Consider the following 19,674-nt stretch of genomic DNA (forward strand, 5'->3'; position numbering starts at 1 on the left):
ATTCCCTGGCCCTGGGTCAAAAACCCGTACGTCCGGCGGCAGCCGCTGTGCCGGAACGTGATCAAAAAGGGGGCAAATTTAATAATATCGCGGGGAAAAATAACTGAAGTGAATAGGTTTGCTACTAACCATAACAAACCTAACCATTTGTGACCAGACGCAATGCGCTGTCCGGCCAGGCTTCAGTTGATTTTTTCCGGCTCAAAGCGCGATCCGGCTGCCCAAATCAGTAGATTAACCACAGTCAGCAGCGCGCCAGCGCCACAGACGCCATACCAGCCCCAAAGATGGTAAGCGGTCGCGGAGAGCAGTGAGCCGGCCGCGCCACCCATAAAGTAGCTGGTCATGTAACCGGCATTAAGACGGTTCCGCGCCTCCGGCATCTGCGCGTAGATCACGCTTTGATTGGTGATATGGACGGCCTGTACCGCCAGATCCAGCAGCAGGATGCCGACGATCAGCGGCGCAAGCTGCTCCGCGCCCCACGCAATGGCAGCCCACGACAGCAGCATAAGCAGCAGGCCCAGTCGGGTGGTCAGCTTCGCTTTACCCTTGTCAGCCAGCGCGCCCGCCTGACGTGCGGCCAGCGCACCCGCGGCACCGACCAGCCCCAGCAAGCCAATCTCGCCCTCTGAGAAGTGATAAGGCGCCCCGGCGAGCAGAAAGGCCATTGAGGTCCACAGCAGGCTGAAATTGGCAAAGGAGAGGCAGCCGGTCCAGGCGCGGGTGCGGAGCACCCGATTACCGGCATACAGGCGAAAGATGGAGGCCAGCAGTTGCGGATAGCTCATGGGCACGGACTGTTTTACGCGCGGCAGCGATCGCCACAGCGCCAGGGCCATCACCACCATCAGCAGGCTGGCAGTCCAGTAGACGGTACGCCAGCCGCCAAGCTGCGCCAGGCCGCCTGCCACGGTGCGCGCCAGCAGAATCCCCAGCAGCAAACCGCTCATTACCGTCCCCACTATTTTGCCGCGCCGCTCCGGCTCTGCCAGCGTGGCGGCCAGCGGCACCAGGATTTGTGCGGCGACCGAGAACAGGCCGGTCATCACCGTGCCCAGCAGTAAAAAGAGAAAGGAGTGCGAAAGGGCGATAATCACCATGCCCGCAGCAGCCAGCAGGATCATCGTAACAATCAGGCTGCGTCGTTCAAACCGATCGCCAAGCGGCACCAGCAGCAGCAGACCGCAGGCGTAGCCCAGCTGCGCCGTGGTGACAATAAATCCGGCGAGGCTGACAGAGAGATCAAACTGTTGGGCGATGGTATTCAGTAGTGGCTGAACGTAGTAATTACTGGCTACGCAGAGGCCGGTTGCTACTGACATCAGTATTACTAAAGCAGGCGTCAGACCCTGGCGAGTCGCATTCATAAACAGCATCGGTCGCTAATAATCATTTGAGGTTAATAGTAACTCAAAAAACTATTTCACACGCATGTTTATTAACAGGCCATACCAGTCGGGAAAGCAGCCATAAAAAAAAGGGCAGAAAAATTTCTGCCCTCAGATAACTGCCCGACTAAAAGCGTATGCTCACTGAGCCAGCACTTTTATCAACCGCCCTGGGGCGGAAATGTTTTCATGTTATTGCGCGGCGGCCTGCGCCTCGCTGATCCATTTATCGAACTCAGCCTGATGCGCCTTAATCCAGCCATCCACATGACGGTTAATCGCCTCTTCTGAGTTTTGTCCGGCATGCATTGCTGAGTTTTCAGCATTGATATCGGTAATGGGCAGCTTCATGACCGCAAACAGACGGGCAGCCGCCGGGTTTTTCGCCGCCCAGGCTTTGTTGGCGACGATGTGCATGGTGTTAACCGGGAAACCGTAGTTCGCGCCGTTTGGCAGCTTAGTATCCACATCCTTCTGTTCGCCAGGCAGCGAAGAGAACGGCACCTGCAGCCAGACCACATCGCGGCCCGGCTTCAGCACATCGCTCAGCCAGTAGGGCGTCCAGGTGTAATAAAGGATCGGTTTACCCTGTTTGTAGCGTGCCAGCGTATCCGCCACCATCGCCGAATAGTTACCCATATTGGCGGTTACGGTATCACTAAGACCGAAGGCGCTGTTCTGATGATTAATCACCGCTTCACAGCCCCAGCCTGGCGTACAGCCGGTCATATCCGCTTTGCCATCGCCGTTGGCGTCAAACAGGCTGGCGATCTTAGGATCTTTCAGCTGTTCGATATTGGTGATGTGATATTTCTCGGCGGTCTTCTTATCAATCAGATAACCCTGGGCGGCACCGGTAACGTAGGTTCCCTGACGATAGAGCTTCTGATCGCCACCGGCGGCTTTGTACATGTCGTCATGCAGCGGCTGCCAGTTCACCGCGGTAAAGGTGGCGTCGCCAGCGGCGATAGAGGTGTAGCCAACGTTGTAATCCACTTCACTCGGCTTGCTGACCTGATAGCCGAGTTTTTCCAGCGCGCGGCTGACAATCAGGGTCTGAAAAGTCTCTTCAGCGATAGTGCTCTGTATGGGTTGTACCGTAATACCTTTGCCCGGCAGATCGGCAGCGGAGACGTGTGAAACGGCCAGCGTGGTTACCACGGCGGCGAGCAGAGAGGCTCTGTTGCGCATAGTCATTCCTTATTTCAGATGTCGCGTCAGGATGGGCGGCGCGCAGGCACCGCCCGACAGATTATTTTTTACGCGAAGGAGAGAAGATCAGGCCCAGCGGGCCGGTGTGATACCAGTGACGATTACCGCGGCTGCGGCTATCGCGACCAAAAGATTGGGTCAGACGGTCAAGGATAATGGCAAGGATCACAATCCCCACGCCACCCACCGTAGCCAGCCCCATATCGAGACGGCCAATACCGCGCAGGACCATCTGACCGAGTCCGCCCACGGCGATCATCGAGGCGATCACCACCATCGACAGCGCCAGCATCAGCGTCTGATTGACGCCCGCCATAATGGTGGGCATCGCCAGCGGCAACTGCACTTTGAATAGCAGCTGACGCGGACTGGCACCAAAGGATTCGCTCGCTTCGATCAGATCGGCGGGCACCTGCTTAATGCCGAGAATAGTCAGACGCACAATCGGTGGCAGGGCGAAGATAATCGTGACCACCACGCCTGGCACGTTGCCGATACCAAACAGCATCACAATCGGCACCAGATAGACAAAGGCGGGTGTCGTCTGCATCGCATCCAGCAAGGGGCGTACGATACGCGCTGCCCGTTCACTGCGGGCCAGCCAGATCCCCAGTGGCAGGCCGATGAGAATGCAGAACATCAGCGCGGTAAGCACCAGCGCCAGCGTGACCATCGCCTGCGACCAGGCGCCAATTGCGCCAATCAAGATCAGCGATACCAGCGTGGCGATGCCCATGGCGGGTGTCGCGATCTGCCAGGCGATCAGCGCAAACACCAGAATCGCTACCGGCGCGGGCATTCCCAGTAACAGCTGCTGAAAGGCGCTGAGAATATAGTCAACCGGTACCCGGATACCCTGAAACAACGGGCGGAAATGGTTGACCACCCAGTCGATGCCGGTAGTCACCCAGTGATCAAGCGGGATCCAGGTCTTGTGGAACGGATCCATGATATTGAAATGTTCCGGCGCGGGCGCAGGGGCGCTGTTGAGCCAGTCACTGCTGCTGGCTGCATCGGGTGTCGCGCTGCCATCGGGCGTGCCCCAGGCATCGGCACCGCCGCTGCTGGTGGGCGCAGCCTGACTGCTGGCGGCGGTGCCGCTATCCCACGGATTGGTGGTTTCCTGACTCATGGCTGGGCTCCTTCACGATCTAACGCGCGCAATAGCGTGCTTTTGGAAATGATACCGACATACTGATTCTCCTCGCCGACCACTGGCACCGCACAGGGCGCCTGAGCGACGTGCGAGAGCAGATCGCTCAGTGAGGTATCGGCAGGCACCGCGGCTGGCGAGTCGAGGAGGGCGCTATCGAGTCCCAGACCTGCTGCCAGCGCGGCTTTCAGCGAGTCGGTGGAGACCACGCCAAGAAACTTCTGTTTTTCCAGCACGTAGCCGTAGTCACGGTCTTCATCCTGCAGCAGCTTAATGGCGGAGCGCGGGCCGAAACCTGGCGCTTTGCGGATCAACGCTCCTGCGCTACGACGGGCGATATCTTTGGCGCTGAATACGTGACTGATATCGACGCCACGGAAGAAGGTGCGGACATAGTCATTGGCTGGGTTATTCAGGATCTCATCCGGCGTACCAACCTGTATCACTTCGCCGCCCTGCATAATGGCAATACGGTCGCCAATACGCATCGCTTCATCAAGATCGTGGGAAATAAAGACGATGGTGCGCTGATGCCTGGCTTGTAAATTAACCAGCTCATCCTGCATTTCAGTACGAATCAACGGATCCAGAGCGGAGAAGGCCTCATCCATTAATAAGATGTCGGGATTGATGGCCAGTGCGCGGGCTAATCCGACGCGCTGCCGCATCCCTCCGGAAAGTTCATCCGGGTAAGCGTGCGCATAATTCTCCAGCCCGACCTGACGTAACGCTTCCAGTGCTTTTTCCTGGCGTTCAGCCAGTGCGACTCCCGCTAATTCCATGCCAAATGCCGTATTATTTAATACATTCATGTGCGGCATCAAAGCAAATGACTGGAATACCATGCTGATTTTATTTCTGCGCACGTCGCGCAGTTCGCTGGCTGATATTTTGGCAATATCGACACCGTCAATAATCACCTGGCCGCGCGTCGGCTCTATCAGACGATTGAGAAGGCGAACCATGGTCGATTTTCCTGAACCGGATAACCCCATGATGACGAATATCTCGCCTTCTTCAATGGCCAGACTGGCGTTCTTTACACCAAGAGAGAGCCCTGTCTTCTCAAGAATGACATCTTTGGTCGCACCCTTTTCAATATATTTAAACGCGCGATCCGGATTGTCGCCAAATATCTTATAGAGATTTTTTACTTCGAGCTTAATAGCCATGCAGTCATTAAATCCTGGTTGAAATATCTAATATTATCCTGTCGTTCCCGCTGAAATTTAAGCAGGCCATACCGTAGCACACTGACGTTATCTGACAACCCTGAAGTGGGATATTGGCCGGCCGCGGGACATTCAGATGCCGATTATCTTCAGTGCTCACAAGGGATAAGCGTGGATTAATTTTTTGTGAAATCATTGGCGGGTTTTTGGCATTTCAGCCGATTTGCCGGCTGAAAGGGAGAAAAACAAGCGTCACTGACGTGAAATATTACGGAAATAATGGATTCCGATGCAGGGAAATAATCACGCCTGAAACGATCATGTTCAGTGGAATAATTGGTCGAAAAAAAAGGAAATGCGGGGCGGGTGAGAATCAACAAACGGTGAAATAGTCAGGCTGTTTTGCAGTAATATTTTTTTCTTATGATTAGACGGAATGGCGCGGCTGATACGGCACTGCCAGAGAAAACCGGATGCTGACAAAACAGCACCCGGTAACCCTCAGAAATTCCAGTCCTCGTCTTCGGTTTCGACCGCTTTTCCCATCACATAGGAGGAGCCTGAACCGGAGAAGAAGTCGTGGTTTTCGTCGGCGTTGGGCGACAGAGCCGACAGAATGGCCGGATTCACCGCTGTCAGCTCCGCCGGGAACAGCGCCTCATAGCCCAGATTCATCAACGCTTTGTTGGCGTTGTAGTGCAGGAAGGTTTTCACCTCCTCTACCCAGCCGACATCGGCATAGAGCGCCTCGGTATAAGCCACTTCGTTCTCATACAGCGCCAGCAGCAGATCATAGGCGAACTGCTGCAGCTCTTCGCGGCGGAGATCGTCAGCGGCAGCCAGCGCCTGCTGATATTTGTAACCGATGTAGTAACCGTGCACCGCCTCATCGCGAATAATCAGGCGAATCAGGTCAGCGGTGTTGGTCAGCTTGCCACGGCTCGACCAGTACATCGGCAGCCAGAAGCCGGAATAGAACAAAAACGACTCCAGGAAAACGCTGGCGATCTTCTTCTTCAGCGGATCATCGGCCTGGTAGTGTTCCAGGATGATGCGTGCCTTGTTCTGCAGCGGCGCATTCTCTTCGCTCCACTGATAAGCGGCATCAACATCCTGGGTGTTACACAGGGTTGAGAAGATCGAACTGTAGGAGCGGGCATGCACCGCTTCCATAAAGCTGATATTCGACAGCACCGCCTCTTCGTGCGGGGTAATGGCATCTTCCATCAGCCCCGGCGCGCCGACCACGTTCTGGATAGTGTCGAGCAGCGTCAGGCCGGTGAATACCCGGATGGTCAGCTGCTGCTGCTGTTTATCCAGCGTCTGCCAGCCGGGCAGATCGTTGGAGAGCGGCACTTTCTCCGGCAACCAGAAGTTGCTGGTGAGACGATTCCACACTTCAAGATCTTTGTCATCCTGAATGCGGTTCCAGTTAATTGCCTGAATCTGTTTTAATTTCATCGTTTTCATCACAGGGAGCATGAGACGCAACCCTGAACCTCCGTGCCCTGAAGCGCCATCTGGCGCAGTCGAATGTAATAGAGCGTTTTGATGCCTTTTTTCCACGCGTAAATCTGCGCTTTGTTGATGTCACGGGTTGAGACGTCATCGCGGAAGAACAGCGTCAGCGACAGGCCCTGATCGACATGCTGAGTCGCTTCTGCGTAGGTATCAATAATCGCTTCCGGCCCAATCTGATACGCATCCTGATAGAGATGGAGATTCTCATTGGTCATAAACGGCGCGGGATAGTAGACGCGGCCGGTTTTGCCCTCTTTGCGGATCTCGATAGGGGAGACAATCGGATGGATGCTGGAGGTGGCATGGTTAATGTAGGAGATTGAACCGGTTGGCGGGATCGCCTGCAGGTTCTGATTAAACAGCCCGTGCTGCATCACCGCGTCGCGCAGCGCCTGCCAGTCCGCCTGTGTCGGCAGGGCCAGTCCGGCATCGGCAAACAGCGTCGCTACCCGTTCCGTGCGCGGCAGCCATTCGCGCTGCAGATACTTATCGAAGTAGGCGCCGCTGGCGTACTGCGATTCCGCAAAGCCATCGAAGGTCTGCTGACGCTCCTGTGCCAGCTGATTAGAGGTGCGCAGCGCATAATAGGTGATGCAGTAGAAGTAGAGATTAGTGAAATCCAGCGCTTCCGGTGAACCGTAGGCGATGCCTTCCCGCGCCAGATAGCCGTGCAGGTTCATCTGACCCAGACCAATGGCGTGCGAACGGCGATTGCCTTCGGCGACCGAGGGCACCGAGCCAATTTCGCTCATCATCGACACCGAGGTCAGGGCGCGGATCGCCACATCCACGGTACGCGCCAGATCGCGTGAATCCATGGCGTGCGCAATGTTCAGTGAGCCGAGATTACAGGAGATATCTTTGCCGATCCGGCGATAGCTGAGATCGTCATTGTACTCGCTGGCGCTGTTCACCTGCAGGATCTCAGAGCAGAGGTTGCTCATATTGATGCGACCGGCAATCGGGTTGCTGCGGTTCACGCTGTCCTCATACATGATGTAGGGATAGCCCGACTCAAACTGAATCTCGGCCAGCGTCTGGAAGAAGTCGCGTGGCTGAATATAGGTTTTACGGATGCGGTCGTCGGCCAGCATCTCATCATACTTCTCGCTGATGCTGATATCGCCAAAGGCCTGGCCGTAGATCCGTTCAACGTCGTAAGGCGAGAACAGCGCCATCGGTTTGTTCTCTTTTGCCAGCTGGAAGGTGATATCGGGGATCACCACGCCCAGCGACAGGGTTTTGATGCGGATCTTCTCATCGGCGTTTTCGCGCTTGGTATCAAGGAAGCGGAAAATATCGGGATGGTGCGCATTGAGCCACACCGCGCCAGCGCCCTGACGCGCGCCGAGCTGATTCGCATAAGAGAAGGCGTCCTCCAGCATTTTCATCACCGGGATAACGCCCGACGACTGATTTTCAATACGTTTGATTGGCGCACCGGACTCACGCAGGTTCGACAGCAAAAAGGCGACGCCGCCGCCGCGCTTTGAGAGCTGCAGTGCCGAATTCACGGCGCGACCAATTGACTCCATATTGTCTTCGATGCGCAGCAGGAAGCAGGAGACCAGCTCACCGCGTTGCTGTTTGCCGCAGTTCAGGAAGGTTGGTGTAGCGGGCTGAAAACGGCCGCTAAGGATCTCCTCCAGCAGGGCCCGCGCAAGCTTTTCATCGCCCTGAGCCAGCGTCAGCGCCACCATGCAGGCGCGCTGTTCGAAGGTTTCCAGATAGCGTTTGCCGTCGAAGGTCTTCAGGGTGTAGCTGGTGTAGTACTTCCAGGCACCGAGAAAGGTTTTGAACTCAAATCCCCAATTTTCCGCCACCTCATGCAGCGCAAGCAGGAACGCAAAATCGTACTGGTTCAGCACTTCCGCTTCGTAATAGCTCTCTGCCACCAGATAGCGTAAACGCTCAGCGCAGCTATTGAAGGGGACGGTATTGGGTTGCACATGCTGCAGATAAAACTGACGTGTCGCTTCGCGATCCTTGTCGAACTGGATGCGGCCCTCGGCGTCGTAGAGATTGAGCATGGCATTAAGGGCGTGATAATCGAGCGTCACGCCGTTGAGGGTGTCTGTTGTTGCCAAAATTGGGTTACTCCCGCTTTAACTTTCGCGATATCGTCAGGCGTTCCCATCAGCTCGAAGCGGTAGAGGCAGGGAACCTGACATTTATTTGCAATGATGCTGCCCGCCAGGCAGTAACCGGCACCGAAGTTACGGTTGCCCGCTGCGATTACGCCACGAATACCGCGTCGGTTCGCCTCATCATTAAGAAACTGAATCACCTGACCGGGCACCGCACCGCGACTGCTGCCACCGCCATAGCTGGGCACGACCAGAATATAGGGCTGGTCGATATGCAGTTGTTGCCGGGCATCAAGCGGGATGCGCCGGGCAGGCAGGCCGAGGCGCGTCACAAACCGGTGGGTGTTTTCCGACTGGCTGGAAAAATAGACCAGCGGGAACATGTGTTTATCCTCCGACAGCAGAAAGCGTGCGCAGCGTGGCGATTTTGTCCGGGCGGAAACCGCTCCAGTGATCGTTATCCGCCATCACGACCGGTACCTGGCGGTAACCCAGTGATTTCAGGTTGTCGATCGCCTCGGGCTGGCTGTCGAGATTGATAAGCTGATAGGCGAGACCCTGACGGTCCATCGCATTTTTGGTTGCCGTGCACTGGACACAGTTATCTTTAGTGTAAATAATAATGCGCATGATTCGTATTTCCCTCTATATGCGGTTCTGATGCCCGAAAACAAAGCAGACGCGGCAAGTTGCGGGCCTCATTCTGCCGGACATCTGGTGTCGTGCTGATGAGATAAATACTAGATGTAGTGGTTTTGTGGGTCAAGCCTACCAGATATAGGGTTTTATGATTTGCATTTGCGCAACAGCGGCAAAGCCAGCAGGGATGCGCCCTGCAGCCTGGAAAAATCTTTTGTAAATGTCATCGGCCAGAAAAAGGGCATAAAAAAGCCCCGCACAGGGCAGGGCTCAGGAGATTTTTTAGAGTTGAGCTTAGCGGCGTGAAGCCAGCAGCACACCCACTACGATACCGAAAGCGGCACCGATACCAACACCGTGCCATGGCTTGTCATGGACATAGGTGTCAACCTGCGCACTGGCATCACGCGCAACCTGTGAGACACGGTTGCTGCCGCCGTTCAGTCTGGAGCGGGTCTGTTTCAGCAGCTTTTCTGCCTGACTGCGTGCAGAATCCACTTCGTCTTTGGCGTCACTGCCGTAAGATTTCAGCAGCGCTTCCAGTGAATCGGCCAGTTCGTTAACATCCTGATTAATATCAATGTCATCGTTTTTTACAGTGCGATTAAACATTTTTTAGCTCCCTTTGATTTAAAAACGTAATACTAGTGTAGACGACCTTGAGATAAACGAGACGCGGGAGTGTTCTTTAGGGAAAATTCCGAATGCCCACTCTGTCATGCTGTTGTAAGGTTGCGAAGCTTTTGAAAGAGGAGAGGATCGAGCATGTATTTACGACCAGATGAGGTAGCGCGCGTACTGGAAAAAGCGGGTTTCGAAGTCGATGAAATTACCCCACGGGCCTATGGTTATCGCCGTGGAGAGAACTATGTTTATGTGAATCGCGAAGCGCGCATGGGGCGCATGGCACTCGTCATTCACCCGACACTGAAAGAGAAGAGCCAGCCGTTCGCTGAACCTGCTTCAGAAATGAAGACCTGCGATCACTACACCCAATTCCCTCTCTACCTGGCGGGTGATTCACAGGAACACTACGGCATCCCGCACGGATTTAGTTCCCGCATGGCGCTGGAACGTTATATTCAAAGCGTTTTCGGCTAACGCATCAGGCCCCGCCGCGACGGGGCACTGAACCGCCTTTACCTCCTCCCTGTTTCCCTGCCGTTGCAATTACCGGCTGTGACGCGTATAAAACTGTCCCTTATAGATGTTTAGACGTCCATACGGATAAAAGTGATGAGCGAACAGCCAACTCCCTCGCAGGAACAATTTAAACGCACCATGAAAGTGCGCCATCTGGTGATGTTATCGCTGGGCGGCGTAATCGGCACCGGCCTGTTTTTTAACACCGGCTACATCATTTCCACCACCGGGGCGGCGGGGACGCTGCTCGCCTATCTGATTGGCGCGCTGGTGGTCTGGCTGGTGATGGTCTGTCTGGGCGAACTCTCCGTGGCGATGCCGGAAACCGGCGCGTTCCACGTCTATGCCGCACGCTATCTCAGCCCGGCAACCGGCTACACCGTGGCCTGGCTCTACTGGCTCACCTGGACCGTCGCCCTCGGCTCCAGCCTGACGGCGGCGGGCTTCTGTATGCAGTACTGGTTCCCGCAGATCCCGGTATGGATCTGGTGTCTGGTCTTCTGCTGCGCCATCTATCTGCTGAACGTCATCTCAACTCGCTTCTTCGCCGAAGGGGAGTTCTGGTTCTCGCTGATTAAGGTGGTGACGATTGTCGCCTTTATCGTGCTCGGTGGCGCGGCGATGTTTGGGTTTATCCCGATGAAGGATGGCACGCCCGCACCGGGTCTGAGCAACCTGACGGCGCACGGCTGGCTGCCCAACGGCGTACTGCCGATTCTGATGACCATGGTGGCAGTCAACTTCGCCTTTTCCGGCACCGAGCTGATCGGTATTGCGGCCGGTGAAACCCAGCAGCCGGAGAAAGTGCTGCCGCTGGCGATCCGTACTACCGTGGCCCGGCTGATTATCTTCTTCATCGGCACGGTATTTGTGCTGGCGGCGCTGATTCCTATGGATCAGGCGGGTATCGTGAAAAGCCCGTTCGTGCTGGTCTTCGAAAAGATCGGCATCCCGTGGGCGGCTGACATTATTAACTTTGTGATCCTGACCGCTATCCTGTCTGCGGCCAACTCCGGACTCTATGCCTCCGGGCGGATGCTCTGGTCGCTGGCCAATGAAAATACGCTGCCGCGCGCCTTTGCCCGGGTGAACAAGCGCGGCGTGCCGATGCTGGCGATCACCGTCAGCATGGTGGGTGGTTTGCTGGCGCTGGTCTCCAGCGTGGTCGCGCCCGACACGGTGTTTGTGGCGCTGTCAGCTATCTCCGGCTTTGCAGTGGTGGCCGTCTGGCTCAGCATCTGCGCTTCGCATTTTGTTTTCCGTCGTCGTCATCTTCAGCAGGGCAAATCGCTGGCCGATCTGGCCTACCGTGCGCCGCTCTATCCGCTGACGCCGGTGCTGGGTTTCCTGCTCTGCCTGCTGGCCTGCGTCGGTCTGGCGTTTGATCCGACTCAGCGTATCGCGCTGTGGTGTGGCATCCCGTTTGTGCTGTTCTGCTATGCCGCTTACCATCTGACCCACAAATCATCCCCGAAGCCTGAGGAGGCCAATGATGTCGTATAACCCTGTCGCGCAGGCTTTAACGGAGTCACCACTGCTGATTCTGGATGGTGCCCTGGCCACTGAGCTGGAAGCCCGCGGCTGTCATCTGGCCGATGCGTTATGGTCAGCTAAGGTGCTGATGGAAAATCCTGAGCTGATCTATCAGGTGCACTACGACTATTTTGTCGCCGGCGCGCGCTGTGCCATTACCGCCAGCTACCAGGCGACGCCGCAGGGCTTTGCCACACGTGGCCTTGATGAGGCGGAGTCACTGGCGTTGATCGCGCAGAGCGTCGAGCTGGCGCGGCGCGCCCGTCACGATTATCTGGCGGTCCGGCCCGACGCAAAAACGCTGCTGGTAGCGGGATCGGTCGGTCCCTATGGCGCCTTCCTGGCGGATGGTTCGGAATATCGCGGCGACTATGCGTTGCCGGAAGCGGAGATGATGGCGTTTCATCGCCCACGCGTACAGGCGCTGCTGGCGGCGGGTGCCGATCTGCTGGCCTGCGAAACCCTGCCTTCGTTTGCCGAAGCGCAGGCGCTGGTGAAGCTGCTGGCTGAATTTCCTGAAGGCCGCGCCTGGTTCTCGTTTACCCTGCGTGACGCCGGACACATCAGCGACGGCACACCGCTGTCAGACGTCGTGAGCTGGCTGAATCAGCAGCCGCAGGTGGTAGCGGTGGGGATCAACTGTGTGGCACTTGAGAGCGTGACGCCTGCGCTGCAGCAGTTGCAGAAGCTGACCGACAAGCCGCTGGTGGTCTATCCCAACTCTGGCGAGCAGTATGATGCCAGTAGCAAAACCTGGCACTCAGCGCCATCAGGCTGCACGCTGCATGACAAACTGGCAGAGTGGCAGCAGGCGGGCGCGAAGCTGATTGGCGGCTGCTGTCGCACCTCACCCAACGACATCGCGGCTATCGCCCGCGCTTGTCAACCGCAATAAGCTGGCTGAATCGGGCGATGATAGCCCGATTGAGGCGGAGAGGGCGGTCTACACTCTGATCACTGATCACTCTGTGGACCCCTTCATGAAACAGCGAATTCTGGCCCTGGCCGCCGCGCTGCTGCTTAGCGGCTGTGCCACCATTGTCGGCAATGAAACCCAACTGGTGCGCATCGACTCCTTGCCGCAGGGCGCGCGCTTTACCGTGCAGGATGAGCGTGGCTATGCGGTTGCGCAGGGTTTCACGCCGCAGACCGTTGAACTGGAAAAATCTACCGGCCGCTACTTCGGCAAAAAGCACTACCTGCTGATGCTGGAAAGCCCGGGCTACGTGCCGGTCACGGTGCCTATCGAGGCACGCGCTAACCTGTGGTATCTGCTGGGCAATATCCCGCTGGGTGGATTCCCCGGCTGGCTGCTGGTCGATCCCTTCTATGGCGGCATGTACGACCTTAAGCCTGAACACCCGCGTCCCTTTATGAACCCGGTTGGCGCGCGCGGCTGATTACTGCGCGGTCGGCTTCACCATTCCGCCTGGCGTTTTATGGCGTTCCAGATACTGATGCTGGAAAATGCACATGCGGATGGTGTTGCGGTACTCCCCGTTGATGAAAAACTCATGTTTAAGCACGCCTTCGATCTCAAAGCCGAGCTTGGTGTAGATGTGGATCGCTTTTTCGTTCTCCTGATCGACAATCAGGTAGAGCTTGTAGAGATTCAGCACCGAAAAGCCGTAATCCATCGCCAGTTTTGCCGCCTGGGTTGCCAGTCCTTTGCCCTGATGGGCCGGATCGATAATGATCTGAAACTCGGCTCGGCGGTGCACATGGTTGATTTCCACCAGTTCCACTAATCCCGCTTTCTGCCCGCTGTGCTCCACCACAAAGCGACGTTCGGTCTGATCGTGAATGTGCTTGTTGTAGAGATCGGACAGCTCCACAAACGCCTCATACGGCTCCTCAAACCAGTAACGCATCACGCTGGCGTTGTTATCCAGCTGATGGACAAAGTGCAGGTCTTCCCGTTCCAGCGGACGTAGTTTTACCGTCATTGCTTTTTCCTCTCATGAAATAATGGTCGCGAGTATACCGCATCAGCCAGCCGCTGCGTTTTGCGCTGTCGCATTCGCGTGCCTGCTTCAGCCTGTAAAGGTTTACAGCGTCGCGTGGCAATCTAATGACTCAGAGGAAGAGAACAGCGCGCCGTTCTGGCAATGGAGAGGATGACGCTAATGGCGGAAGAAGGGGATGTTACAGAAAGGCGCGGCGGATGCAGCAGCGCCGGACGGCAGGTGAACACCGTCCGGCCTGATTTCAGGCAGAGATCTGTTCGATGATGCGACCCTGCGACATGTGCACGGCGCGATCGCACATGTGATCGATCACGTCGGGATCGTGGCTCACCAGCACCATGGTCAGGCCATCCTGCTGTTTCAGATCGTTGAGCAGATTGAGGATCTCCGCCTGCACTGACATATCCAGCGCCGACGTCGGCTCATCCAGCAGCAGGATCTTCGGCTGCAGCAGCAGGGCGCGCACGATGGCAACACGCTGACGCTGACCGCCGGAGAGCTGATGCGGATAGCGATCCGCCATAGCGGGATCGAGTCCGACGTGACGGAAGCCCTGATCGATACGATCGTTGATATTGTCGCGTTTCAGCAGCTTCAGCGGCTCCGCCAGCGTGCGACGCAGCCGGTGACGCGGATGCAGCGAGGCATAGGGATCCTGAAACACCATCTGCACTTCCTGACGCAGCGCGCCGGTGAAGGCTTTACCCGGCTGAACTTCGTGACCGGCAAGCTGCATCTGACCCTGCCAGTGTGGGTTCAGACCTGCCAGCACCCACAGCAGCGACGACTTGCCGCAGCCTGACGGACCCACCAGACCAAAACACTCGCCAGCGTTAACCTCCAGGTTAACCTCATGCACCACGGTGCGCAGCTCATAACCCTGTTTGTGGGCGACGCTTAGATCCTGCAGCTTAATCATAATTTGCCTCCAGCGCAGCGCGGTCCAGCACCGGTAAAGTCTGTCCGTGGGTCGCTTTGCCCGGACGGCAGGCCCACAGCGTGCGGGTGTAGGGATGGGTAGCGTGCGGCAGATCAGCGGCGGGCAGTGTATCCAGCAACCGGCCTTTATACATCACCATCACCCTCTCGCAATGTTCTGAAACCTGCTGCAAATCATGGCTGATCAGCAGCAGGCCCATGTTGCGCGCCTCCACCAGACCGCGGATCAGCGCCAGCACCTGATCGCGCATGGCATGATCCAGCGCGGAGGTCGGTTCATCGGCGATCAGGAAGTCCGGATCGGTAATCAGGGCGATCGCCAGCATCACACGCTGGCCCATGCCGCCAGAGAGCTGATGCGGATACTGCTGCATCAGACGACGCGGATCGGGCAGGCCGACCGCATCCAGCATTTCACACACTTTCTCTTTGCGCTCGGCACGGCTCAGGCGGCGATGCAGGATCAGCGGCTCTTCCACCTGCCAGCCAATGGTGCGCGTCGGGTTAAGGGCATACTTCGGGTCCTGCATCACCATCGCCACGCGGTTACCACGCAGCTGGTTCCAGTGACGCTCGCTTAGCGTCAGCGCATTTTCACCGGCCACCTGGAGCTGGCTGGCCTGCAGATGCAGCGCGGGCGAGAGTAAGCCCATCAGGCTGCGGGCGGTCAGTGACTTGCCGGAACCGGACTCACCGACCAGCGCCACACGCTCGCGGCCCACGGAAAAACTGATGTTATCGACCAGCAGCGCATCGTCGCTGCGGATGGTCAGCCCCTCGGCATGGAGCAGATTATTTTGCATGACGGGTATCCAGTCGGTCGCGCAGGCCATCGCCTGTCAGGTTAAAGGCCAGGCTGGCAAACAGAATCGCCGCGCCCGGTGCAGCAGCAACCCACCACTGATCAAAAATGACTTTACTGCCTTCGGCCACCATCGAACCCCATTCCGCTGTCGGCGGCTGAACGCCCATACCGAGGAAACCGAGTCCGGCCGCGGCCAGGATAATCCCGCCCAGGCTCAGTGCGGCGCGGACTACCGCCGTCGGCATGCAGAGCGGCAGGATATGACCGAACATCAGGCGAAAGCCCGTAATCCCCTGCATCCGCGCGGCGGCAAGGTAGTCGCTGCGGCGCAGTGCCAGGGTTTCGGCGCGTGCCTGACGGGCAAACGGCGGCCAGCTGGTCAGTGCCAGCGCCAGCGCGCCGTTCATCAGGCCAGGGCCGAGAATCGCCACCAGCGCCAGCGCGATCACCAGGTTGGGCAGTGACAGAAAGATATCGGTAATGCGCATCAGCAGGCGTTCGGTCCAGCCGCCCACGTAACCGGCGGTGATGCCGATCAGCAGCCCGGCCGGAATAGTCAGCACCAGAATCAGCGACACCAGCAGCAGGGTCGGACGCGCGCCGTAAATCACGCGCGACAGCAGATCGCGGCCAAAGCCGTCGGTGCCGAACCAGTGCTGTGCCGACGGCGCCAGCAGACGGCTCGACATGGTCTGCACGTTCGGATCGAACGGTGCAATCAGCGGCGCCAGCAGTGCCATCAGGATAAGAATCGCCACCAGCGTCAGCCCAACGGTTAACGAGGTAACGCGTTGACGGCGACGGCGTGGTCGCAGCGTTTCGAGTTCAGAGAGTTGTTGCGTCATCGGGTTCTCGGATCGGTTAACCAGGTTAAAACATCCGCCAGGGTGTTAATCAGGATAAAGCAGCTGCCGATTAACAGGGTTGAGCCCAGAATCGCCGGCACATCGCCGGAGAACAGCGCATTGGTCATATAGCGACCCACACCTGGCCAGGCGAAGACGGTTTCAGTCAGCACCGAGCCTTCCAGCAGCGTAGCGTAGGAGAGGGCGATCACCGTGACCAGCGTGCCCAGCACGTTGGGGAAGATATGGCGCAGCAGGATGCGCACCCGACCCGCGCCTTTAGCACGCGCCAGCACCACATACTCTTTGCTGCTCTCTTCCAGCAGCGCAGCACGCAGCAGGCGGGTAATGCCCGCCATCGCCAGCAGGCCGAGGATCACCACCGGCAGCCAGAGGTGCGCAATTGCATTGCGGAACATCTCTGGTTCACCCGACAGCCAGCTGTCGATCAGCACAAAGCCGGTCTTCGGCTCCAGAGTATAAACCCAGATATCATCCAGCCGTCCCGGTCCGGCGGACCAGTGCAGCACCGCATAGAAGAGCAGCAGGCCCAGCAGGCCGAGCCAGAACACCGGCACCGAGTAGCCCAGCAGCGAGACAAAGCGGGCGAGATTATCGATCCAGCTGCCCGGTTTCCAGGCGGCCAGCAGCGCCAGCGTCACACCGAACACCACCGCGAAGATCATCGCGCAGGTCGCCAGCTCGATGGTGGCGGGGAAGGTGGTCATCAGGTCGCCGCTCACCGACTGATTGGTGAGACGGGAGACGCCCAGATCGCCCTGCGCCAGATGTTCGACGTAGCGCCAGAACTGCATCAGCACCGGCTGGTCGAGACCCAGGTCATGACGCACCTGCTCATAGGTCGCTTCACTGGCGTGATCGCCGGCGATCTGCTGCACCGGATCGATCGGCGAGAGATGCGACAGCATAAAGGTAAAGGCGAGCAGGCCAAGCAGCGTGACCAGCAGCGACAGTACGCTACCGATCAGGCGCCCGCCACGCTGCCAAAAAAGCCGGGCGAACCCGGCTGAAGGAACAGACTGTGCCATTACTTAGTGACCTGCGAGTAATACACCATGTCAGGGTTAATGCCCTGCACATAGCCTTTCAGGTTGTCGCGCAGGGCGATCAGGTTCTTCGCCTGCATCCCAATCACATACGGTGAGTTCTTCATCACTTCACGCTGCATCGCTTCATACAGCGCCACGCGTTTCTTCGGATCGCTCTCGGCGGTCGCCGCAATCACCTGCTTGTTCAGCTCAGGAATGTGCCAGTCTGAACGGAAGGCGATGGTTTTGCTGCCATCTTCCGGGTTGTAAGCAAACGAGGCGGCATTGGTGTTGGGATCGAAATAGTCGGAGCCCCAGGCATTCAGCGTCGCTTCATATTTATGCGCTTTCACGTTGGTCGACACTTCGGAGCTCAGACCCGGCACCACTTCCACTTTCACGCCCGCTTTGGCGAAGCTGCCCTGCAGCGCCTGTGCGATATCCAGATAAGGCGGCTGGTTGCTGGTGGAGAGCTTGAAGGTGACGTTGTTCAGGCCCGCTTTCTTCAGAATCGCTTTGGCTTTTTCCGGATCGTAGCTGTATGGCGTGTCGTTGATCGCGCCCAGGAAGCCCTTAGGCAGGAAGCTCTGATGCACGTCGAACTGGCCTTTCAGCAGCTCACTGGCGATGCCTTTGTAATCCCACAGGTAGCGTGCCGCTTCCCAGAAGGCCGGGTTCTTCATCGTTTCGTTCGCGCCGATGTTGAACTGGATGTAGTAGAGCGACGCCATGGGAATCGCTTCCGTCTTCACGCCCGGTTTGCCGTTCAGCGCAGCAATCTGATCGGCACCCAGGTTACGGGCGATATCGGCATCACCCTGTTCCAGCAGCAGACGACGCGCAGCCGGTTCCGGTACGTTTTTGATCAGGATGTTCTTCATTTTTGGCGCGCCCGCTGGTGAGGTCGGGTTAGCGCTGAGCAGCACCACCTGATGCATCACCACTTTGCGGATCTGATACGGGCCGCTGCCCGCCGAGTGGGTGGCCAGCCAGGCGTTACCGAAATCGCCGTTCTTCTGGTTCGCCATCGCGGTTTTTTCATCAATGATGGACGAAACCGGGGCAGAGAGCAGGCTCAGGACGTAGGTCGGGCTGACGTTGGCGGTCCAGCTGATCTGCACATGATTGTCGTCGACTTTCTTCAGGAAGCCATCGACGTTATCTTTGTTCCAGCCGAGCTGCGTCAGGATGAAAGAGGGATCGAGGTTCAGCTTCACCACGCGGCCCAGCGAGAAGATCACATCTTCCGGACGCAGCGGGTTGCCGGTAGAGAATTTCGCATCTTTACGCAGTTCAAAGGTCAGGCTGCGGTTGTCGCTGCCGGGCTGCCAAGAGGTGGCCAGTGTAGGTTTCAGGTCCACCGGATTCTGCGGGTCAGACTGTACCAGGCGCTGATAGATGTTCGTAAAAGCCTGAACGCTGGTCAGTTCAAACCCTTTGGCCGGATCGAAGCTGTCTGCGTCGTCAGTTGATTGTGCAATCACCAGCGTATCTTTTGGTGTTGCGGCTTGGGCTGTGAAGGCGGCAGCCAGCGTCAGCGCCAGCAGTGATGGAATTATAGTTTTCATGAAATTTCCTTGCCTCTAAAAAGTTACGCGAGTTTACGAAAGGGCCGATGCGAAGAATAGTCGAATATGGGCTAATCATATGCCAAAAGGTTATAAGCATTACCTGGAGGTTATAAGAAGATCGCCACGCTGTTACCGAAGCGGCAACCTGAGCAGAAACAAATCCTCAACGAAACCGTTATTCAATACGTTATTGCTTTACCGACGCCGGCCTCTCTTTATAATGGCGGCAGATAACTTCAGGAGAATTCAGTTGGACAGTCACCCGAGATTAACCTTTATTCTGGCAAGCTGAGTTTCCTCTGCTGCTTGCCAACCGGCGAGCAGCGATCCCCGCTTTAATTAACGATCGCGCTCCTTAATTGTAATCCTGTCATCACCAGGAGTGCGCGTTATGCTGCTGTTTATATTCGCTCTTTTTCCTCCGCCCCGTCTGGCGTAGCCCAGGCTGCGCCCAATCGCTGATATCAGACTTTTAAAACGCCGCGTATAACCGGCGTCAGGTAACCCTGCGCGCGTCATTATTTAGCGCGCCGGCGGAATAACCTGACTGTTTCTGAAAGTCACCCCATTAAATAACCCGGCCACGCCAGGTTTTATCCATGCACGTTATTTCCCGTGCAGGACAACTATTGCTTTAAATCAGGGAG

Annotated in this window: 19 protein-coding genes; 4 read left to right on the top strand and 15 right to left on the bottom strand. The window is 57.1% G+C overall.

Features of this window, described 5'->3' with window-relative positions:
* Positions 1 to 182: 182 nt before the first annotated feature.
* The 9 genes from ACX8ZY_RS05170 to ACX8ZY_RS05210 form a co-directional block, all read right to left on the bottom strand.
* Positions 183 to 1,370: an MFS transporter gene (locus ACX8ZY_RS05170; RefSeq protein WP_045139739.1), complete on the bottom strand. Its 1,188-nt coding sequence runs from the start codon at positions 1,368 to 1,370 to the stop codon at positions 183 to 185.
* Between the two features lie 213 nt (positions 1,371 to 1,583).
* On the bottom strand, positions 1,584 to 2,582 hold the full coding sequence (proX, locus tag ACX8ZY_RS05175; RefSeq protein ID WP_010257785.1) for a glycine betaine/L-proline ABC transporter substrate-binding protein ProX: 999 nt from the start codon (positions 2,580 to 2,582) through the stop codon (positions 1,584 to 1,586).
* 61 nt (positions 2,583 to 2,643) lie between these two features.
* Positions 2,644 to 3,735 (bottom strand): glycine betaine/L-proline ABC transporter permease ProW, encoded by a 1,092-nt coding sequence (gene proW / locus ACX8ZY_RS05180; protein ID WP_010257782.1) that lies wholly within the window; start codon positions 3,733 to 3,735, stop codon positions 2,644 to 2,646.
* The gene (gene proV / locus ACX8ZY_RS05185; RefSeq protein WP_010672155.1) at positions 3,732 to 4,928 is read right to left on the bottom strand and encodes a glycine betaine/L-proline ABC transporter ATP-binding protein ProV; all 1,197 of its coding nucleotides are present in this window, start codon (positions 4,926 to 4,928) and stop codon (positions 3,732 to 3,734) included. Before proV ends, proW begins: the two co-directional genes overlap by 4 nt.
* A gap of 501 nt (positions 4,929 to 5,429) precedes the next feature.
* Positions 5,430 to 6,389, bottom strand: coding sequence for a class 1b ribonucleoside-diphosphate reductase subunit beta (gene nrdF, locus ACX8ZY_RS05190; protein WP_010672156.1), 960 nt, complete (start codon positions 6,387 to 6,389; stop codon positions 5,430 to 5,432).
* 8 nt (positions 6,390 to 6,397) lie between these two features.
* Entirely contained in the window at positions 6,398 to 8,536 is a 2,139-nt protein-coding gene (gene nrdE, locus ACX8ZY_RS05195; RefSeq protein ID WP_122889765.1) for a class 1b ribonucleoside-diphosphate reductase subunit alpha, read from the bottom strand.
* On the bottom strand, positions 8,506 to 8,919 hold the full coding sequence (gene nrdI / locus ACX8ZY_RS05200; protein WP_010257771.1) for a class Ib ribonucleoside-diphosphate reductase assembly flavoprotein NrdI: 414 nt from the start codon (positions 8,917 to 8,919) through the stop codon (positions 8,506 to 8,508). Before nrdI ends, nrdE begins: the two co-directional genes overlap by 31 nt.
* A 4-nt stretch (positions 8,920 to 8,923) precedes the next feature.
* Positions 8,924 to 9,166, bottom strand: coding sequence for a glutaredoxin-like protein NrdH (gene nrdH, locus ACX8ZY_RS05205; RefSeq protein WP_010257769.1), 243 nt, complete (start codon positions 9,164 to 9,166; stop codon positions 8,924 to 8,926).
* Between the two features lie 303 nt (positions 9,167 to 9,469).
* Positions 9,470 to 9,787: a DUF883 family protein gene (locus tag ACX8ZY_RS05210; protein ID WP_010257764.1), complete on the bottom strand. Its 318-nt coding sequence runs from the start codon at positions 9,785 to 9,787 to the stop codon at positions 9,470 to 9,472.
* A gap of 153 nt (positions 9,788 to 9,940) precedes the next feature.
* Here ACX8ZY_RS05210 and ACX8ZY_RS05215 point away from each other — a divergent pair, with 153 nt between their 5' ends.
* From ACX8ZY_RS05215 to ACX8ZY_RS05230, 4 genes are all read left to right on the top strand, one after another.
* Positions 9,941 to 10,276, top strand: coding sequence for a DUF2002 family protein (locus ACX8ZY_RS05215; protein ID WP_003850360.1), 336 nt, complete (start codon positions 9,941 to 9,943; stop codon positions 10,274 to 10,276).
* Positions 10,277 to 10,411: 135 nt separating this feature from the next.
* The gene (mmuP, locus tag ACX8ZY_RS05220; protein ID WP_033758676.1) at positions 10,412 to 11,821 is read left to right on the top strand and encodes an S-methylmethionine permease; all 1,410 of its coding nucleotides are present in this window, start codon (positions 10,412 to 10,414) and stop codon (positions 11,819 to 11,821) included.
* The gene (gene mmuM / locus ACX8ZY_RS05225; RefSeq protein ID WP_010257759.1) at positions 11,811 to 12,746 is read left to right on the top strand and encodes a homocysteine S-methyltransferase; all 936 of its coding nucleotides are present in this window, start codon (positions 11,811 to 11,813) and stop codon (positions 12,744 to 12,746) included. The genes mmuP and mmuM overlap by 11 nt, the downstream gene beginning before the upstream one ends.
* 85 nt (positions 12,747 to 12,831) lie before the next feature.
* Positions 12,832 to 13,251 carry a hypothetical protein gene (locus tag ACX8ZY_RS05230; protein ID WP_010257757.1) on the top strand — a complete coding sequence of 140 codons (420 nt, stop codon included), beginning with the start codon at positions 12,832 to 12,834 and terminating at the stop codon, positions 13,249 to 13,251.
* On the opposite strand, the gene speG is transcribed toward ACX8ZY_RS05230, so the two are convergent.
* From speG to ACX8ZY_RS05260, 6 genes are all read right to left on the bottom strand, one after another.
* Positions 13,252 to 13,797, bottom strand: coding sequence for a spermidine N1-acetyltransferase (speG, locus tag ACX8ZY_RS05235; RefSeq protein ID WP_003850356.1), 546 nt, complete (start codon positions 13,795 to 13,797; stop codon positions 13,252 to 13,254).
* Between the two features lie 262 nt (positions 13,798 to 14,059).
* The gene (locus ACX8ZY_RS05240) at positions 14,060 to 14,737 is read right to left on the bottom strand and encodes an ABC transporter ATP-binding protein (protein WP_154210726.1); all 678 of its coding nucleotides are present in this window, start codon (positions 14,735 to 14,737) and stop codon (positions 14,060 to 14,062) included.
* Positions 14,730 to 15,560: an ABC transporter ATP-binding protein gene (locus ACX8ZY_RS05245; RefSeq protein ID WP_010672160.1), complete on the bottom strand. Its 831-nt coding sequence runs from the start codon at positions 15,558 to 15,560 to the stop codon at positions 14,730 to 14,732. Before ACX8ZY_RS05245 ends, ACX8ZY_RS05240 begins: the two co-directional genes overlap by 8 nt.
* Positions 15,550 to 16,407 (bottom strand): ABC transporter permease, encoded by an 858-nt coding sequence (locus ACX8ZY_RS05250; RefSeq protein ID WP_010257750.1) that lies wholly within the window; start codon positions 16,405 to 16,407, stop codon positions 15,550 to 15,552. The genes ACX8ZY_RS05245 and ACX8ZY_RS05250 overlap by 11 nt, the downstream gene beginning before the upstream one ends.
* The gene (locus ACX8ZY_RS05255; RefSeq protein WP_010257745.1) at positions 16,404 to 17,456 is read right to left on the bottom strand and encodes an ABC transporter permease; all 1,053 of its coding nucleotides are present in this window, start codon (positions 17,454 to 17,456) and stop codon (positions 16,404 to 16,406) included. The genes ACX8ZY_RS05250 and ACX8ZY_RS05255 overlap by 4 nt, the downstream gene beginning before the upstream one ends.
* Positions 17,456 to 19,024 carry an ABC transporter substrate-binding protein gene (locus ACX8ZY_RS05260; protein ID WP_010257743.1) on the bottom strand — a complete coding sequence of 523 codons (1,569 nt, stop codon included), beginning with the start codon at positions 19,022 to 19,024 and terminating at the stop codon, positions 17,456 to 17,458. The genes ACX8ZY_RS05255 and ACX8ZY_RS05260 overlap by 1 nt, the downstream gene beginning before the upstream one ends.
* Between the last annotated feature and the right edge of the window lie 650 nt (positions 19,025 to 19,674).

It is taken from the genome of Pantoea sp. XAF26B01_ASV70, from assembly GCF_054512635.1.

Excerpts from the sequence above, each read along its gene's own strand:
- ACX8ZY_RS05240 (WP_154210726.1), bottom strand. The coding sequence starts at position 14,737 with ATGATTAAGCTGCAGGATCTAAGCGTCGCCCACAAACAGGGTTATGAG.
- nrdH (WP_010257769.1), bottom strand. The coding sequence starts at position 9,166 with ATGCGCATTATTATTTACACTAAAGATAACTGTGTCCAGTGCACGGCA.
- ACX8ZY_RS05230 (WP_010257757.1), top strand. The coding sequence starts at position 12,832 with ATGAAACAGCGAATTCTGGCCCTGGCCGCCGCGCTGCTGCTTAGCGGC.
- ACX8ZY_RS05250 (WP_010257750.1), bottom strand. The coding sequence starts at position 16,407 with ATGACGCAACAACTCTCTGAACTCGAAACGCTGCGACCACGCCGTCGC.
- ACX8ZY_RS05215 (WP_003850360.1), top strand. The coding sequence starts at position 9,941 with ATGTATTTACGACCAGATGAGGTAGCGCGCGTACTGGAAAAAGCGGGT.
- ACX8ZY_RS05210 (WP_010257764.1), bottom strand. The coding sequence starts at position 9,787 with ATGTTTAATCGCACTGTAAAAAACGATGACATTGATATTAATCAGGAT.
- ACX8ZY_RS05245 (WP_010672160.1), bottom strand. The coding sequence starts at position 15,560 with ATGCAAAATAATCTGCTCCATGCCGAGGGGCTGACCATCCGCAGCGAC.
- speG (WP_003850356.1), bottom strand. The coding sequence starts at position 13,797 with ATGACGGTAAAACTACGTCCGCTGGAACGGGAAGACCTGCACTTTGTC.
- ACX8ZY_RS05170 (WP_045139739.1), bottom strand. The coding sequence starts at position 1,370 with ATGAATGCGACTCGCCAGGGTCTGACGCCTGCTTTAGTAATACTGATG.
- proV (WP_010672155.1), bottom strand. The coding sequence starts at position 4,928 with ATGGCTATTAAGCTCGAAGTAAAAAATCTCTATAAGATATTTGGCGAC.
- nrdI (WP_010257771.1), bottom strand. The coding sequence starts at position 8,919 with ATGTTCCCGCTGGTCTATTTTTCCAGCCAGTCGGAAAACACCCACCGG.
- nrdF (WP_010672156.1), bottom strand. The coding sequence starts at position 6,389 with ATGAAATTAAAACAGATTCAGGCAATTAACTGGAACCGCATTCAGGAT.
- ACX8ZY_RS05255 (WP_010257745.1), bottom strand. The coding sequence starts at position 17,456 with ATGGCACAGTCTGTTCCTTCAGCCGGGTTCGCCCGGCTTTTTTGGCAG.
- ACX8ZY_RS05260 (WP_010257743.1), bottom strand. The coding sequence starts at position 19,024 with ATGAAAACTATAATTCCATCACTGCTGGCGCTGACGCTGGCTGCCGCC.
- proX (WP_010257785.1), bottom strand. The coding sequence starts at position 2,582 with ATGCGCAACAGAGCCTCTCTGCTCGCCGCCGTGGTAACCACGCTGGCC.
- mmuP (WP_033758676.1), top strand. The coding sequence starts at position 10,412 with ATGAGCGAACAGCCAACTCCCTCGCAGGAACAATTTAAACGCACCATG.
- mmuM (WP_010257759.1), top strand. The coding sequence starts at position 11,811 with ATGTCGTATAACCCTGTCGCGCAGGCTTTAACGGAGTCACCACTGCTG.
- proW (WP_010257782.1), bottom strand. The coding sequence starts at position 3,735 with ATGAGTCAGGAAACCACCAATCCGTGGGATAGCGGCACCGCCGCCAGC.